The following is a 16,954-nucleotide window of genomic DNA, read 5'->3' as shown; positions in this document are numbered from 1 at the left end:
TGCACATCATGGCATCAGTCCCTTGTGTCGGGACCGTGCCAACATTGACAGTCAGGCGGGCGCGCCCTACATCCCGAAGCAACTCCGTGGAAGGCACCGCCGCCGCGTTCATTCTGGCCCCTGATACGGCAATGCGGTCGGTGCGGGCAAGTAGGCTGCGGTCACTCGTCTTTCCCAACAACGTGATTGCGAAGGTAACATGCTCGGCATCGGAAATCTGGCAAAGATGGTTTTTGGGACTCCCAATGACCGAATGGTCAAAGGGACGCGTCCGCTTGTGGCGCGCATCAACGCGCTTGAGGAAGACTTCAAAGCGCTCGACGATCAGCAACTGATCGACAAGACACATGAATTCAAGGACCGTGTGGCCAAGGGTGAAACTCTTGATGCCATTCTGCCCGAGGCATTCGCCAACTGTCGCGAAGGTGCGCGCCGCGCCCTTGGCCTGCGGGCCTTCGACGTGCAGCTGATGGGCGGGATCTTCCTGCACCAAGGCAATATCGCGGAAATGAAGACCGGCGAGGGCAAGACCCTTGTCGCCACCTTCCCCGCATATCTGAATGCACTGTCGGGCAAGGGCGTCCATGTCGTCACGGTCAACGATTACCTGGCCAAGCGCGATTCCGAATGGATGAGCAAGGTCTTCGCCCAGCTGGGTCTGACCTGCGGCGTCGTTGTTCCCTTCCAGCCCGAAGGCGAAAAGCGCGAGGCCTATGCCGCCGACGTCACCTATGCGACGAACAATGAACTGGGCTTTGACTATCTGCGCGACAATATGAAGGGTAGCGTCGCCGAAATGGTGCAGCGCGGCCATAATTTTGCTATCGTCGATGAAGTCGACAGTATCCTGATCGACGAGGCACGGACGCCGCTGATCATTTCCGGCCCCTCGCAGGACCGTTCGGACCTGTATCGCGTGTTGGACGGCTATGTCCCCCTGCTGACCGAAGAACACTACAAGCTGGACGAAAAAGCCCGCAACGCGACCTTTACCGAAGAAGGTAACGAGTTTCTGGAGCAGCGCCTGTCCGCCGATGGTGTGCTGCCCGAAGGCCAGACGCTGTATGATCCGGAATCGACGACCATCGTTCACCATGCCAACCAGGCCCTGCGCGCACATAAGCTGTTTCTGAAAGACCAGCATTATATGATCCGCGACAATGAAGTGGCGCTGATCGACGAATTCACCGGTCGTATGATGAAGGGTCGCCGCCTGTCGGACGGGTTGCACCAGGCAATCGAGGCCAAAGAAGGCGTCGAGATCCAGCCCGAAAACGTCACGCTGGCGTCAGTCACTTTCCAGAACTATTTCCGCCTTTACGAGCGCCTGTCCGGCATGACCGGCACCGCATCGACCGAGGCCGAAGAATTCGCCGAAATCTATAGCCTTGGCGTGGTCGAGGTTCCGACCAACCGCGGCATCGCGCGGATCGATGAACATGATCGCGTGTATCGCACGGCAGCCGATAAATATGCCGCAGTGATCGAGGCGATCAAAGAGGCCCATGCCAAGGGCCAACCGACGCTTGTCGGCACCACCAGCATCGAAAAATCCGAGATGCTGTCGGAATTGCTGAAAAAAGACGGTGTTCCGCACAGCGTCTTGAACGCCCGCCAGCACGAGGCCGAGGCGCAGATCGTGGCCGATGCCGGTAAGGCGGGCGTCGTGACCATCGCCACCAACATGGCTGGTCGCGGCACCGATATCCAGCTGGGCGGCAACGTCGAAATGAAGGTGATGGAGGCGTTGAACGCCGACCCTGATGCCAATCCCGACGAATTGCGCGCCCGCATCGAGGCGGAACACGCCGCCGAAAAGGAAAAGGTGCTGGCCGCTGGCGGTCTGTTCGTTCTGGGCACCGAACGCCATGAAAGCCGCCGGATCGATAACCAGCTGCGCGGTCGTTCGGGCCGTCAGGGCGACCCCGGTCGTTCGTTGTTCTTCCTGTCGCTGGACGATGACCTGATGCGGATTTTCGGGTCCGAGCGTCTGGACAAGGTCCTGTCCTCGCTTGGCATGAAAGAGGGTGAGGCGATCGTCCACCCTTGGGTCAACAAGTCGCTGGAACGCGCACAAGCCAAGGTCGAGGGCCGCAACTTCGACATCCGCAAGCAGCTGCTGAAGTTCGATGACGTGATGAACGACCAGCGCAAGGCCATCTTTGGCCAGCGCCGCGAAATCATGGACAGCACCGAGGTCGGCGAGATTACCGCCGATATGCGCCATCAGGTGATCGACGATCTGGTCGAAGACTTCATGCCCGCGCGCAGCTATGCCGACCAATGGGACGCAGAGGGTCTGAAGACCGCCATCCGCGAACGCCTGAACATGAACCTGCCGGTGATTGAATGGGCCGCCGAGGAAGGCGTCGATCAGGAAACCATGCACGAGCGGATCGTCGAAGCGACCGATGCCTATATGGCCGAAAAAACCGCAGGTTTCGGCCCCGAGAATATGGCCCAGATCGAAAAACAGGTTCTGTTGCAGATGATCGACCAGAAATGGCGCGAACATCTGATGACGCTGGACCATCTGCGTTCGGTTGTGGGTTTCCGTGGCTATGCACAGCGTGACCCGCTGTCGGAATATAAGACCGAAGCTTTCCAGCTGTTTGAATCGCTGCTGGACGGGTTGCGCTTTGACGTGACCCAGCGTCTGGCACAGATTCGCCCCTTGTCGGATGCCGAGCGTCAGGAAATGCTGAACCAGATGTCGGAACAGCAGGAAGCGGCGCAGAGCGACCTGACGATGGAGCATGGCGACGAGGAACAGCAAAACAGCGAGGAATCGCTGCTGGCCCCAATGCCCGGCTTTGACGAGAATGATCCTGCGACGTGGGGCAACCCCAGCCGCAACGACCTGTGCCCTTGCGGGTCGGGCAAGAAGTTCAAGCATTGCCACGGCGCAATCGCATAATGTGATCGCGGGGCCATTTGCGTCCCGCGACAACTTTCGCACCCTGCGGGCGGGGGCTTCACCCCCACCACGTCAGGACGCGAAGGACCGCCTTGCGGTCCTAGCCAAGCCGGTCGGGCAGCTGCCAACCACGCAGCAAATCATCGGCTGACATCGGCTTTTTTCCTGACCTTTGTGCTTGCAGCACCTGAATGGCACCCGTCCCGCATACGATGGTGAAATCGGGCAGAACTTGTCCCGGATGGCCGGAAGCGTCGGAGAGCTGGCTGCGCAGCAGTTTTACCCGCTCACCCGCAATATCGCACCATGCCCCCGGAAAGGGAGACAACCCGCGGATCTGGCGGTCAATTTCCGTTGCGGGTTGGGTCCAATCAATCCGAGCCTCGGATTTGTCGATCTTTGCGGCGTAGGTAATGCCGCCTTCGGGCTGGGGTTGCGCGCGCAAAGGCAGGCGGGCCAGCACATCCACCACCAGTTCAGCGCCCATCGCAGACAGGCGGTCATGAAGGTCGGCGGTGGTTTCCTGAACACCGATCGGGGTCTGTGCCTCGGCCAGAACGGGGCCGGTATCCAGTCCGGCCTCCATCTGCATGATGGCGACACCTGATGCAGCATCCCCTGCAAGGATCGCACGATGGATCGGGGCGGCCCCGCGCCAGCGTGGCAAAAGCGAAGCGTGGATGTTGATGCAGCCCATATTGGGCGCATCCAGAACCGGCTGCGGCAATATCAGACCATAAGCCACGACCACGGCAATATCGGCATCGAGGGCGGCGAAATCCGCCTGATCTTCGGGGCTACGCAGCTTTTCGGGGTGACGGACTGGCAGACCCAATTCGTTCGCCGCGACATGGACCGCAGACAGCCGCGCCTTTTGCCCCCTACCCGCCGCGCGGGGCGGTTGGGTATAGACGGCCACAACCTGATGCAGGGCGGCGATGGCCCGCAGGGCAGGCACGGAAAAATCGGGCGTTCCCATAAAGATCACGCGCATATGACAGACTCCTTTGCCTTGATCGAAGGGGTTGGGGGATCAGCGGCGCGCCAGCTTGCCCGATTTTTGCACCAGCATCTTGCGACGCAGCGGCGACAGGTGGTCGACGAAGGTCATGCCGTTCAGATGGTCGATCTGGTGCTGGACGCTGGTCGCCCAGAGGTGTACGAAATCACGTTCCTCGATCTGGCCGTCCGCGTTCAGAAACCGCACGGTGACGGCGCGGGGGCGGCTGATCTTTGCATGGACACCGGGCAGATTGGGGCTGGCTTCGTCATGGTCACGGAACTGGACGCTTGCATGCAGGATTTCGGGGTTGGCCATACGGACGGCCTGCCCGCGCTTGTCGGATGCATCGACCACGGCCAGACGCATCATAATGCCGATCTGGTTGGCGGCAAGTCCAACGCCGGGCATGGCATCCATGGTTTCGATCATATCGTCCCAGATCATGCGAACGGTTTCGGTGATCTGATCAACAGGTTCGGCGGCACGGTGCAGGCGCGGGTCGGTATAGGGAATAAAAGGGCGAACGGTCATCACTTAGTCCTTCAGGATCAGGTGGCCGTCCAGATGGTCGGCCTCGTGCTGCGCGATCCGCGCATCGGGACCGCTTAGTTGCCGCATGTGGTGGCGGCCATTCAGATCATACCAGCCCATGGTAATGGCAACGGGTCGGGTCACCGCCACGGGGCAGTCGGGAATCGACAGGCATTGTTCCGTGGCCGTTTCGGTTTCGGGGGACCGCCAGATAATTTCAGGGTCTAGCATCACCTGCGGATTAGCACGGCCTGCTTTCCATCCGGCGTCCATGACAAACACCCGTCGCAAGACCCCGATCTGCGGGGCAGCCAATCCGCGACCGCCTGCGGTATACATGCTTCCCAGAAGATCGGCAGCAAGGCCCGCCAGATTATCCCCCGCCAGATATCCGGCAGGATCGCAGCGCTGGAACAGGCGGGGGTCGGGATATTGCAAGATGGCATGCACCATCCCCGAGGCCAGATCACCCGTCAAAACGGGCGCAACCGGCGCTGCGGGGATGGGGTCTTCAGCCACGTGCCTGCTCTTTCTTGTATTTGACCATCTTGCGGGTGATCATCTGGCGCTTGATCGCGGACAGATGGTCGATGAACAGGATGCCATCCAGATGGTCCAGTTCATGCTGGGCGCAGGTGGCCCACAGTCCGTCGAATTCGCCGGTCTGCGTCTTGCCGTCCAGACCCAGCCATTCCATCCGCAATTCGGCGGGGCGGGTCACTTCGGCATATTGGTCAGGGATCGACAGACACCCTTCGTCATAGGTGTTCAGCCCTTCCGAGATCCATGTGATCTGCGGATTGACCATCACAATGGGTGCGGCTTCCGCATCGGGATCGCGGGTAGCATCCATGACGAAGATGCGGGCATTGATGCCGATCTGGGGCGCGGCCAGGCCGATGCCGGGCGCCTCGTACATGGTGGCCAGCATATCGGTGGCCAATGTCTCGATCTCGGGCGTGATGCGCGCGATCGGTTCCGCCACTTTTTTAAGCCGCGGGTCGGGATGTATCAGGATTGATCTAAGGCTCATATCCGCGATTTAGGGCATGGCTTCACCATAAGCAATAACAGGCGTATGCAGGAAACGAACCCAAACCCGCGAGGATCCCATGAGCCAGCCTGATTTCGACCAGATCATCGACCGCAAAGGCACGCATTGCAGCAAGTGGGACGACATGCAGGCGGTTTATGGTGTCGATCCCGATGACGGGCTGGCGATGTGGGTGGCCGATATGGATTTCCGTCCGCCGCAAGCGGTTCAGGATGCGGTGGAAAAGGTCGCGGCCAATGGCATCTATGGCTATCCCGGCGCACATCGTCCCTATCTGGATGCGATCTGCTGGTGGATGCAGAACCGCCACGGCTGGACGATCCAGCCCGATTGGGTGCTGACCTGTGCGGGGTTGGTCAATGCGGTGGCCATGGCGCTGAATGCCTTTACCGCCAAGGGCGACGGGGTGATCCTGATGTCGCCGGTCTATCATGCCTTTGCCCGCATCATCCGCGCGCAGGATCGTGATCTGGTGGAATTGCCGCTGGCGCTGCATGACGGCCAGTACCGGATGGATTGGGACGCATGGGAACCCATGCTGAAGGGCCACGAAAAGATGCTGGTTCTGTGTTCGCCCCATAACCCCGGCGGTCGCGTCTGGACCGCCGAGGAACTGCGTCAGGTCGCCGATTTCTGTCTGCGCCATAATCTGGTTCTGGTGTCCGACGACATCCACTGCGATCTGGTCATGCCCGACAGCCCGCGTCACCAGATGATGGCCAATGTTGCCCCCGAGATTCAGGACAGGCTGATCACGCTGGTGGCAGCGACCAAGACCTTCAACATGGCCGGTGCCCATATCGGCAATGCGATCATCGCCGATCCCGATCTGCGGGCGCGGTTCAAGGCGGCGCTGATGGCGGCAGGGGTTTCGCCCGGCATTTTCGGAATGGATATGGTCGCCGCTGCGTTTTCGCCCCAAGGGGCGGCGTGGGTCGATGCGCTGGTCGACTATCTGGACGGCAACCGCAAGATTTTCGACGCAGGGGTAAATGCGATACCCGGTCTGAAATCAATGCCCTTGCAGGCCACCTATCTGTCATGGGTCGATTGTTCGGGCACCGGTATGACGCCCGCCGAATTCACCGCCCGCGTTCAGAAAGGGGCCCGTATTGCGGCCAACCACGGCGCGACATTCGGTCTGGGCGGCGACAATTTCCTGCGCTTCAACATCGCGACACCGCGGGCACGCGTCAAAGAGGCCGTGCAGCGGCTGCAGGATGCCTTCGGCGATCTGCAATAAGGCGCCTGCGTTGCAACCATCCGAAACCCGTCATATACAGCCCATCAAACCGAACGCCCGGAGCATCACCCATGGTCTATCTGGATTTCGAAAAGCCGCTCGCTGATATCGAGGGCAAGGCCGAGGAACTTCGCACCATGGCCCGCAAGGGCGAAGGTGCTGTCGACGTCGAAAAAGAGGCCACCGCCCTTGATAAAAAGGCCGGCGACCTGCTGAAAGATCTGTATAAAACGCTGGACCCCTGGCGCAAAACGCAGGTCGCACGTCACCCCGACCGCCCCCATTGCAGCCAGTATATCCAAGCGCTTTTCACCGATTACACCCCCCTTGCGGGCGACCGCGCCTTTGGCGACGATCATGCCGTGATGGGTGGCCTTGCGCGTTTCGACGATGCGCCCTGCGTGGTGATCGGCCATGAAAAAGGCAACGACACCAAGTCGCGCATCCACCATAACTTCGGCATGGCCCGTCCCGAAGGCTATCGCAAGGCGATCCGCCTGATGGATATGGCCCATCGCTTCGGCCTGCCGGTGATCACGCTGGTCGATACCCCCGGTGCCTATCCGGGCAAGGGTGCCGAAGAACGCGGCCAGTCCGAAGCGATTGCGCGCTGCACGATGAAATGTCTGGAAATCGGCGTGCCTATGGTCAGCGTTGTCATTGGCGAAGGCGGATCGGGCGGCGCTGTCGCTTTTGCAACGGCCAACCGCATCGCGATGCTGGAACATTCGATCTATTCGGTGATTTCGCCGGAAGGCTGCGCCTCGATCCTGTGGAAAGACAGCGACAAGATGCGCGACGCAGCCGAGGCGCTGCGCCTGACCGCGCAGGATCTGAAAAAGCTGGGCGTGATCGACCGCATCATTCAGGAACCGGTCGGTGGCGCACAGCGTGCACCCATCGACGCCATTACCAAAGTAGGTGAGGAAATTGCCCTGATGCTGGCCGATCTTGCCGGAAAATCGCCCGCTGATCTGATCAAGGACCGCCGTTCCAAGTTCCTGACTATGGGTTCGCATTCACTGGCGGCCTGAAACACGGCAATGTGACCTGAAGGCAACAGCCGCCCGTTACGGGCGGCTGTTTGCAATTGCAGACTTGCCCGATCTGCAAAAAATCGGGCAGCTTTCCCCTTGCCCGCAACATGCATGAAAAGGAGGGGCGTTTATGAATGATATCCAACGCTTCCCCCGTTCGATGCATCAGGCCAGCCAATCGCGACAAAGCGTAACGCTGACCGCCTGATTCAGGGCAATCCAACCGGTACCATGACCTGACCGACCGCCGTGGCGCGGCCTGTCCGCATGGCATCATTCCATCAAAATTCTATCCCTGCTGGCCATGGCACCCCCATGTCCGGCGTTTCAAAGGACAGCAACAATGATTGCGCAACTGCATCCGCAGGCCAATGCCCTGCACCCCGCCCTGCATCGTTTGATCCTGCGTCATGGTGCGCGGGCGGTGATATTCGCCCTGTTCCGTGCGATGATCATCAGACGGAAGAAACGGCCAAGGCCGCCCGATCCCTATCACCTCAGCCCGCATATGCGGCGGGACATCGGGCTTGCCCCTTTGCCGCCGCATGTGCCGCGGTATTACGAATTGCGTTAATGAACGCCGGGGCGGGGCTGATAGGCCACGCCCTTCAAACCCGCCTCGGCCATCAATTTGTCCGAGGCGGTCTCGATCCGGTTTTCAAGCCGCCCAAGAAATCCTGCCTGCTGTTCCTCGGGGGGGATGACCGGCAGGAATTCGACAACCGCGCGGCCTTTCAGGATAACCCAGCCACTGCGCGGCCAGAACATGCCCGCATTGACCGCCACCGGCACAACCGGCAGACCCGTCGCCGCGCGAATGGTCGCAACCCCCTGCTTATAGCGTTTGCGCTGCCCCGGCAGGGTCCGCGTGCCTTCGGGATAGATGATCAACTGGCCCAACCCGTCACCCTGCATCCGTTGCCTGATTTCGGACGAGATATGGCTCAGGGCGTCGCGTCCGCGATCACGGTCGATGGGGATGCAGCCGACTTTCCATGCATACCAGCCCATGACAGGCACCCGCATGATTTCACGCTTCATGATAAATGCGCGGCGGGGCACCGCATCGGCAATGACCAGAATATCCCAGAAGCTTTGGTGCTTGGCCGCGACGATACAATCTTCGGTCGGTGCCGTTCCACGGATTTCGCAGACCAGCCCCAGATGCCGCTTGGCCGCCCAGATCAGATGGCGGTTCCAGCGCGTTGCCACGCTGTTTGCACCGACACGCCCATGACGCAGCTTTGGCAGTCCAATCAGTCCGATCAGCACGGTTGCGACGGCGATGTGGATATAGAAGGTCACGTTCCGGACATATTGTCCGAAGGTCGGAGCCTCTGGCACAGCCGAGGTCATCGCACATCCTCCAGCATTTTCAGTGCGGCCCAACGGGTGGCGAAAAAGCCGACGGCAGCGGCGACGAACGGGATGGACAGCGGCATCAGCCAGTCCCACCCCTGAAATCCAAGTCCGGTCAGAAAGCCGCCCGCCGCACTGGCATCCGGCAGGATCGAGACTGCGGCCACGCCGGCCACTGTCCCGATGGCCGATCCAAAGGCGGAACGGCGGGTAAAGCGGCGCACGAAGGCCGTGGCGATGGTCAGATCGCGCGCGCCGATCAGGCGCAGCACACGGATCACCTGCCCGTTGGCGGCCAAAGCTGCCTTGGCTGACAGCGTGATCATAGCAGCCGAGGCCGCCGTGATCAGGATCAATGACACAATGCCCAACATCCGCAGCCGTTTGGCCGCCGACACCAGCGGACGCCGCCATTCGGTGTGATCGTCCAGAACAGCACCCGGCACCTCGGCCTCCAGCCGCAGGCGCAGGCCTTCGGCGTCGAAGTCGTTATCGGTGATAGGCAGGTCGATCAACGCAGGCACCGGCAGGGCATCGACTGGCATGTCCGGGCCGAACCATGGTTCCAGCAAGCGGGCCAGTTCTTCCTGTGGCAGCTGGCGGGGTTCGCCTGCCCCAGGGGTCGTGCGCAGCAATTGCAGCGTGGATTGGACCATGCCGTCCTGCTGGTCCGCAGGCGCACTGACGCGCACCGTGACCGAACCGGCAAGCTCCGATGACCAGTGATCGGCCAGACGGCCCGTGGCCAGCGCCAAGGCCAGCGCAAAAACCGCCAGAAAGGCCATCGCGCCTGCCGAAAACAACGTCAGTTGTGCGGTAAATCCGGTCGGCGGAACGATCCGGTCGCCCTTGCCGCCTTCGTCACGCAGCAGGCTTTTGCATAAAGCCAAAAGGTTCAGTGCCAAAGAGTTGCCCCGTTTCACAAATCAGCCCCCGCCAACTGCAAGTTCCCGCCCGAGATCCGCAGAACCCGCGCCGTTACCTGCGCCTTGGTGGCGCGGATCAGGTTCAGGTCATGGGTCGCCACCAGAACGGTCTTGCCCGATTTGTTCAGCTCTATCAGCAATTGCATCAGCCGCATCGACATATCCCAGTCCAGATTGCCGGTCGGCTCATCCGCCAGAACCACATCGGGCGACAGGATCACCGCGCGCGCCAATGCAGCCCGCTGGCGTTCACCGCCCGACAGCGACGGCGGCAAGGCGCGTGCATGTTGCGACAGTTGCACCCAGCCCAGCAGGTCGCGCAGGGCATCCATATCCACCGGCTCGTGCGCGATGGATAAGGGCAGGGCGATGTTTTCCGCGACAGGCAGATGGTCCAGAAACTGCGGTTCCTGATGGACCACCCCGACACGACGGCGCAAATCCGCAATATCGTCGCGCGACAGGTCGCGCAGTTCATGTCCATAGGCCGTCATCTGCCCTGCCGTCGGCAGCAGATCGGCATAACACAGACGCAACAGCGTCGTCTTGCCAGACCCTGACGGTCCGGTCAGGAAATGAAACATGCCCGGTTGAAGACTTAACGTCATTCCCGACAACAGCTCGGCCCCGCCGTGATAGCCGAATCCGACATCCCGCATCTCGATCAAGCGCCACCTCTTTTCCGTTTCAGCCCGTCTTATGCGGGACATTGCGTCCGGCGCGTCTTGGAAGCCGGACCTTCGCTTGATAGAACAGCCACAAGACGATTGCGAGGGTGGCATGGCTGAATTTAGGTTGAACTGTCCCGGCTGTGGCGCGGAATACGTGCTGCCGCAGGATGCCATTCCCGTCGCCGGTCGTGAAGTCGAATGCAACCGCTGCGACCATGTCTGGCACGCCCGACGCCCTGTCATCCACGCGGGCCCGCTGGATCTGGCATCTTTCACCACGGGGAATGGTGACGGGGATACTGCAGCCCCCTTGCCCCTGCCCCCCGCCAGCAAGCGTCTTTCCCCCGATATCCTTGATATCCTGCGCGACGAGGTAGAGCACGAACGCCGCCAGCGCGAGGCCGAGGCAAACCCCGCCCCCCCCAAGCCCGAACCCGCCAAAGCAGTCTTGCCCGATTTGTCGGATAACGACTGGCCCGCCACCACAGTGACCCTGCCCGCCGAGCCTGCGCGCAAGAAACCGCGCGTGATCCCCGATTTTGCGCAGAAATCGCCCAGCGTCATCCGGCATCTGCCCGCCCGTGCCCCCATTCCGGCCCCCAAGCCGCAGGTTCTGCAAGCGCAACCGGCCCCTGAACAGGTCATCCAGCCCGCAGCGCCAGCAGCGGTGGCGCAACCTCCGCGCGACGGATATCGCACCGGTTTTGCCCTGTCATTGCTGGTCGCGGCCTGTTGTATCGGCCTTTACGTGGCCACGCCCAAACTGGCGGCTCAGGATGCGCCATTGTCCGGACAGCTAACACAAATGCGGGCCGGTGTGGATCAGGCGCGGCTGTGGCTGGCCGATCAGGTTTCACGCCCCGACAGCTGATCGCGTCCTTAGAACCGGCTGCGCAGCCGGTCCAGATAATCCAGTTCATCCTTCGGCCGCGACGGATCGCCCATACGGCGGCGGATATCTTCCAACAGCTCTAATGCGCGCGATGCGGGGTTTGGCCCCCCTTCGCCCAATTCGCTGCGGCTGGCGTTTTGCCGACCAAGCGGATCACGGCCCTGCTGGCCCTCATCTGCGCCGCCGGTGTCCTGCCCGCCAGGGCTTTGACCGGGTTGCTGACCTTCGTAACCGTTTTCCCCCTGCTGGCCATCTTGCGCCTGACGTCCCTGTTCGGCCAGCATATCGCCCATGGATTGCATGCCGTCGCGCATCGACTGGATCGCATCGGCCTGACGTTGCAGCGCACCACCTTCATCGCCCTCGCGTAGCGCTTGTTCGGCATCTTCCATCGCGCGTTCGGCCTGATCCAGCTGGCGGCGGGCCTCATCCCCGCGCTCCGATCCCTGCCCCGGCAATAAACCGCGCTGCTGTTCCAGATCTTCACGCAGGGCGCGCTGGCGGTCGGCCAGATCACCGTTGCCGCCTTCGGTCCGGCCTTCGCGGAACTGGCGCTGCGCTTCGCGGAAGGCTTCGTCCGACAGGCGCTGCTGGTCGCGCAGGGTATCGGCCAGACGGTTCATCGACTGGCTGCCTTCGGACCCTTCGCCCTGCTGGCCCTGTGACTGGCGGACCTGAAGGTTTTCCATCATGCGGTTGAACTGGTCCAGCAGCTGTTCAGCCTCGGCCATGCGGCCCTCGTTCATCAGGCGCTGGATTTCCTCGGTCATCTGGCGGATCTGGTCGCCGGTGATCTGCTGGCCTTCTTCCTGCCCCTGATCGGGGCTGTCAGCCTGTTGCGCTTCGCTTTGTTCGGCCAGCATGCCGGTGTAATCCTGCGTGGCCTGACGCAGCTGGTCCATCAACTGCTGGATTTCATCCGGGCTGGCGCCGTTGCGAATAGCCTCGGACAGCTTTTCCTGCGCGTCGCGCATGGCCTGCAAAGCATCGGACAGACCCCCATCCTCAAGCTGGATGGCCGATTGCCACAAGGTTTCGGCCAGACGGTCACGGGCTTCGGCGGGAAGATCACCCGATTCCAACAGGTCCACAGCGATACGCAATTCCGCATAGAGATCATCGGCGACAAAACCGTCAGGCTGCCACGTCAAGGCGCGCAAAATCTCGGCGCTGCGGCGGGCGTTGTCGCGCGACCACAGCAGATCGCGGCGCATTTCGACCAGCGAGGCCGCCAGCGGATTAAAGAACCGCCGCCCCGGCAGAACCGTTGCGCGCGGGGCCGATTGGCCGACCTGTTCGATCCCGTCCACTGCTTTCAACGTCACTTTGACCGGCAGGTTCGCCCAAGGATGGCGGGACAGATCCTGTACCAATTGCCCCTGGATCTGCTGGCGGTTGCGGCCCTGGACCGGCAATGGAAGATCCAGCGGATCGCGCGGGTCGGGATCGATGGCCAGACCAAAGCGGCGGTCCACCTTGGCCAGATCCAGATCAATGACCGCATCGGCGCTGATCACGCCGTGATCGTCACTGGCGGTAAAATCCTGTATCATCCGCCCGTCAGCGCGGCGTGCAGCCGCTTGGCCCAAAGCGACGTCGGGGGCATGATCCTCCAGCACCGTCAGATCAAAGCGGCGGTCCATGACCTGCACGCTGCCGGATTTTTCGGCGCGGAAGACCGGTGCCTGCGGATCATCGCCCTGCAGCTGGCCGATATCCTGCTGGACCGTGCCGTCCCCCCCATAAAGACGGAATTGCAGGAGGCTGCCCTTGGGCAGTTCCAGAACCTCGCCCTCGGGCATGGCGTTCAGATAGATGGCGGGGCGGCGGGTATAGGCGGGCGGCTCGGCCCAGCCTTCCCATGCAGGGCCGCCCTGAACAGCGGCTTGGGCAGTGTTGCGGGGGGATATGGTCGAGGCGATGGCTCCGATCCCCTGCCCCATCTGGCCGATACCGCCAAAAATCAGCGCCATTACAACAGCAACCAATCCGGCCAGCCGCAGTGCAAAAGGGTCACGCCGCGCCAGATCGGCATCGGGGGGAACAGCGCGGGCATGTCGGGACGCCGCCTGCATTTGCGCCAGATGCGCCGCCCACAGCGCCCCTTCGCCACCGATGGCCGCGCGGTCGGAAAGCGCTGTCAAAGGCCGCCCCGGCAAGGTCCGGTCCAACCGCAGCAGGGCATCGGAAAGATGCACCCGATGAAAGCGCAGACCGCCAATGATTGCGGCAGCAATAACCAGAACCAGCCAAATCCCCGCAATCCACGGCAGAACCGCCAAGGGCATTGCCTGAACGCCACCAAGCAAAAGCGCCGCAAAACCCACGCACAGCAAAACGACCAGAGGCAAGAAGGCGGTAATCAGACGTTCCCAGTTCATCCCCCATCGTGTCAGAGTCAGCGCGCGCTGGCCCGCCCGGCTCATTCGTGGGGAAATATCCTCGGGGGTCCGGGGGCAGACAGCCCCCGGCCTTTCGGTTTTATCCTGAGATCGGATCAAAGCCATTCGGGGATGCTATCCCGCGCCAGCATTTCCTCAAACGTCGGACGTGCACGGATGACGGCGAATTGATCGCCATTGACCAGCACCTCGGGGACCAAGGGCCGCGAGTTGTATTCCGAGGCCATTACGGCCCCATATGCCCCCGCTGACCGGAAGGCGATCACGTCACCTGCCTGCATGGCGGGCAGTTGTGCCCCCTTCTGGAAGGTATCACCCGATTCGCAGACCGGTCCCACCACGTCATAAGACTGGACCCCTGCCCCGACCGCAGGTTCGACCAGCGGCACGATGTCATGATGTGCGCCATACATCGCAGGGCGTAGCAGGTCGTTCATGGCGGCATCGACGATCAGGAAATCACGATCCTCGCCGTTTTTGACATAGATGACTTCGCTCAGCAGAACACCCGCATTGCCGACGATATTCCGGCCCGGTTCGATCTCGATCTCACATCCCAGATCACCGACCGTGTCGCGGATGACCTGACCGTATTCCAGCGGCAAGGGCGGCGCATTGTTGTCGCGGCGGTAAGGAATGCCCAAACCGCCCCCCAGATCAAGGCGGGTGATGGTATGACCGTCTTGGCGCAGGGTGTGGGTCAGTTCGGCCACCTTCAGATAAGCGTCGCGGAACGGTTCCAGATCGGTCAGCTGGCTGCCGATATGCACATCAACGCCAACAACCTTAAGGCCCGGCAGGGTTGCAGCCTCGGCATAGACTTCGCGGGCGCGGGCAATCGGAATACCAAATTTGTTTTCCGATTTGCCAGTTGCGATTTTTTCATGCGTCTTGGCATCGACGTCAGGGTTGACGCGGATGGCAATCGGAACCGTCACGCCCAGCCCTTCGGCCACAGCCGACAATGCGCGCATTTCCGGTTCGGATTCGACGTTGAACTGGCGGATGCCGCCGCGAATGGCCAAGGCCATCTCAGCAACCGTCTTGCCGACGCCCGAAAACACGATGCGGTCACCGGGAACGCCTGCAGCCTTGGCACGCAGATATTCCCCGCCCGACACCACGTCCATGCCCGCGCCCAGATCGCCCATCAGCTTTAGCACAGCCAGATTGGAATTCGATTTGACCGCAAAGCAGACCAGATGGTCGGTCCAGTCCAGCGCCTGCCGGAACAGGCCGAAATGGCGGGCCAGAGTGGCCGCGGAATAGACATAAACAGGGGAACTGACCTCGGCCGCGATGCGCGACAAGGGGACATTCTCGGCATGCAATTCGCCGTTCTGATACAGGAAATGGTCCATTACAACTGCGCCGAGACGCCAACGCGGGCATCGCCGCTGATGGTGACACCGCTTTCGGCTTTTTGCGCCGGACGTACGGGCGATCCGTCAACGCCACAGGCGGACAGCGCCATGACGGCCAACAGGGACAGGCGAATGATCATGCCAGTTTCTCCTTCCAGCGGGCGATCTGGGCGCGCACCTGATCAGGCGCGGTCCCGCCATAGCTTTGGCGCGAAGCGACCGAATTATGGACGCCCAGAACGTTAAACACGTCCTGTGTAATGTAGGCATGAACCGACTGCATATCGGCCAACGTCAGGTCAGGCAGATCAATGCCTTTGTCTTCGGCCATCGCCACCAGCGATCCGGTGACATGGTGGGCATCGCGGAACGGCAGACCCAATTCGCGCACCAGCCAGTCGGCCAGATCGGTCGCGGTGGAAAATCCGGTCGAGGCCGCGGCCTCCAGTTTATCCGTATTGGCGGTCAGGTCCGACAGCATCCCCGACATGGCAGCCAACGCCAGCCTCAGGTGGTCGGCGGCGTCAAAGACCTGTTCTTTGTCTTCCTGCATATCCTTGGAATAGGCCAAGGGCAGGCCCTTCATCACCGTAAACAGCGCGACCGTCGCGCCCAAGATACGGCCAATTTTCGCACGGATCAGTTCGGCGGCATCGGGGTTGCGCTTTTGCGGCATGATCGACGAACCGGTGGACCATTTGTCCGACATCGACACAAAGCGGAACTGGGCGGATGACCAGATCACCAATTCCTCGGCCAGACGCGACAGGTGGACGGCGCAAATGGACGCCGCCGACAGGAACTCCAACGCGAAATCACGGTCGCTGACGGCATCAAGGCTGTTGGCCATAGGACGGTCGAACCCAAGTGCCTGCGCGGTGGCGTGGCGGTCGATGGGATAACCGGTGCCTGCCAGCGCCGCTGCGCCAAGGGGTGATTCGTTCATACGGTTGCGCGCATCCTGAAACCGCGACAGATCGCGCCCGAACATTTCGACATAGGCCATCATGTGATGCCCCCATGTGACCGGCTGGGCGGTTTGCAGGTGGGTAAAGCCGGGCATAACCCAATCGGCGCCAGCCTCGGCCTGCGTCATCGCGGACCCGATCAGGGCGCGCAAACCGCTGATGGCGGCGTCGCATTGGTCGCGGACCCACAGGCGGAAATCGGTGGCAACCTGATCGTTGCGCGACCGGCCCGTGTGCAAACGGCCCGCAGGTTCGCCGATAATTTCCTTCAACCGTGCCTCGACATTCATGTGAATGTCCTCGAGCGCGGTCTTGAACGGGAAATCTCCGCCCTCAATTTCTGACAAGACGGTGAGCAGGCCTTCCCTGATCGCTGTCGCATCGTTATCGCTGATGATGCCTTGGGCTGCCAACATGGCGGCATGGGCCCGGCTGCCCGCGATATCCTGGGCGTAAAGCCGTCGGTCGAAACCGATCGAGGCGTTGATCGCCTCCATGATCGCATCGGGTCCGGCGGCAAAGCGCCCGCCCCACATGCTGTTGGCGGCATCAGTGCTGTCGGGCCGGTCGGTCATTTGTCAGTCCTT

Annotated in this window: 16 protein-coding genes; 5 read left to right on the top strand and 11 right to left on the bottom strand. The window is 61.6% G+C overall.

From position 1 onward, the window contains the following. Positions 1–199: 199 nt before the first annotated feature. Positions 200–2,917, top strand: a complete 2,718-nt coding sequence (gene secA, locus DWB67_RS06250) for a preprotein translocase subunit SecA (RefSeq protein WP_119806675.1) — start codon at positions 200–202, stop codon at positions 2,915–2,917. 100 nt (positions 2,918–3,017) lie between these two features. On the opposite strand, the gene fmt is transcribed toward secA, so the two are convergent. The 4 genes from fmt to def (DWB67_RS06230) are packed head-to-tail and all read right to left on the bottom strand — an operon-like array spanning position 3,018 to position 5,484. Then, positions 3,018–3,911: a methionyl-tRNA formyltransferase gene (fmt, locus tag DWB67_RS06245; RefSeq protein WP_119806674.1), complete on the bottom strand. Its 894-nt coding sequence runs from the start codon at positions 3,909–3,911 to the stop codon at positions 3,018–3,020. Positions 3,912–3,950: 39 nt separating this feature from the next. Next, a complete protein-coding gene (gene def, locus DWB67_RS06240; protein ID WP_119806673.1) occupies positions 3,951–4,451 on the bottom strand; it encodes a peptide deformylase in 501 nt (166 codons plus the stop codon). 3 nt (positions 4,452–4,454) lie between these two features. Next, positions 4,455–4,970, bottom strand: coding sequence for a peptide deformylase (locus DWB67_RS06235; RefSeq protein ID WP_255418574.1), 516 nt, complete (start codon positions 4,968–4,970; stop codon positions 4,455–4,457). Further along, positions 4,963–5,484 (bottom strand): peptide deformylase, encoded by a 522-nt coding sequence (gene def, locus DWB67_RS06230; RefSeq protein ID WP_119806672.1) that lies wholly within the window; start codon positions 5,482–5,484, stop codon positions 4,963–4,965. Before def (DWB67_RS06230) ends, DWB67_RS06235 begins: the two co-directional genes overlap by 8 nt. A gap of 79 nt (positions 5,485–5,563) precedes the next feature. Between def (DWB67_RS06230) and DWB67_RS06225 the strand changes: the two genes are divergently transcribed. From DWB67_RS06225 to DWB67_RS06215, 3 genes are all read left to right on the top strand, one after another. Beyond that, positions 5,564–6,748 (top strand): MalY/PatB family protein, encoded by a 1,185-nt coding sequence (locus DWB67_RS06225; protein ID WP_119806671.1) that lies wholly within the window; start codon positions 5,564–5,566, stop codon positions 6,746–6,748. 71 nt (positions 6,749–6,819) lie between these two features. Further along, positions 6,820–7,782, top strand: a complete 963-nt coding sequence (locus DWB67_RS06220; RefSeq protein ID WP_119806670.1) for an acetyl-CoA carboxylase carboxyltransferase subunit alpha — start codon at positions 6,820–6,822, stop codon at positions 7,780–7,782. A gap of 346 nt (positions 7,783–8,128) precedes the next feature. Continuing rightward, the gene (locus tag DWB67_RS06215; protein WP_119806669.1) at positions 8,129–8,359 is read left to right on the top strand and encodes a hypothetical protein; all 231 of its coding nucleotides are present in this window, start codon (positions 8,129–8,131) and stop codon (positions 8,357–8,359) included. On the opposite strand, the gene DWB67_RS06210 is transcribed toward DWB67_RS06215, so the two are convergent. The 3 genes from DWB67_RS06210 to DWB67_RS06200 are packed head-to-tail and all read right to left on the bottom strand — an operon-like array spanning position 8,356 to position 10,738. Continuing rightward, a complete protein-coding gene (locus DWB67_RS06210; RefSeq protein WP_119806668.1) occupies positions 8,356–9,141 on the bottom strand; it encodes a 1-acyl-sn-glycerol-3-phosphate acyltransferase in 786 nt (261 codons plus the stop codon). The genes DWB67_RS06215 and DWB67_RS06210 overlap by 4 nt on opposite strands. Further along, positions 9,138–10,049: an ABC transporter permease gene (locus DWB67_RS06205; protein ID WP_182911507.1), complete on the bottom strand. Its 912-nt coding sequence runs from the start codon at positions 10,047–10,049 to the stop codon at positions 9,138–9,140. The genes DWB67_RS06210 and DWB67_RS06205 overlap by 4 nt, the downstream gene beginning before the upstream one ends. 14 nt (positions 10,050–10,063) lie before the next feature. Then, entirely contained in the window at positions 10,064–10,738 is a 675-nt protein-coding gene (locus DWB67_RS06200) for a cell division ATP-binding protein FtsE (protein WP_119806666.1), read from the bottom strand. A 112-nt stretch (positions 10,739–10,850) separates the two neighbouring features. On the opposite strand from DWB67_RS06200, the gene DWB67_RS06195 reads away from it, so the two are divergent. Further along, positions 10,851–11,612 carry an MJ0042-type zinc finger domain-containing protein gene (locus tag DWB67_RS06195; RefSeq protein ID WP_182911506.1) on the top strand — a complete coding sequence of 254 codons (762 nt, stop codon included), beginning with the start codon at positions 10,851–10,853 and terminating at the stop codon, positions 11,610–11,612. Positions 11,613–11,620: 8 nt separating this feature from the next. On the opposite strand, the gene DWB67_RS06190 is transcribed toward DWB67_RS06195, so the two are convergent. The 4 genes from DWB67_RS06190 to argH form a co-directional block, all read right to left on the bottom strand. Next, complete coding sequence (locus DWB67_RS06190; RefSeq protein ID WP_370453573.1) at positions 11,621–14,059, bottom strand: DUF4175 domain-containing protein; 2,439 nt, start codon at positions 14,057–14,059, stop codon at positions 11,621–11,623. A gap of 71 nt (positions 14,060–14,130) precedes the next feature. Next, entirely contained in the window at positions 14,131–15,396 is a 1,266-nt protein-coding gene (gene lysA / locus DWB67_RS06185) for a diaminopimelate decarboxylase (protein ID WP_119806664.1), read from the bottom strand. Continuing rightward, a complete protein-coding gene (locus tag DWB67_RS06180; protein ID WP_119806663.1) occupies positions 15,396–15,539 on the bottom strand; it encodes an argininosuccinate lyase in 144 nt (47 codons plus the stop codon). The genes lysA and DWB67_RS06180 overlap by 1 nt, the downstream gene beginning before the upstream one ends. Beyond that, a complete protein-coding gene (gene argH, locus DWB67_RS06175; protein ID WP_119806662.1) occupies positions 15,536–16,942 on the bottom strand; it encodes an argininosuccinate lyase in 1,407 nt (468 codons plus the stop codon). Before argH ends, DWB67_RS06180 begins: the two co-directional genes overlap by 4 nt. Positions 16,943–16,954 lie beyond the last annotated feature (12 nt).

The sequence above is a fragment of the Paracoccus sp. JM45 genome (genome assembly GCF_003590715.1).
In the GTDB taxonomy this organism is placed as follows: Bacteria; Pseudomonadota; Alphaproteobacteria; order Rhodobacterales; family Rhodobacteraceae; genus Paracoccus.
The sequence above is the reverse complement of the archived record's forward strand: the minus strand, read 5'-3'. Positions and strand labels throughout refer to the sequence as shown.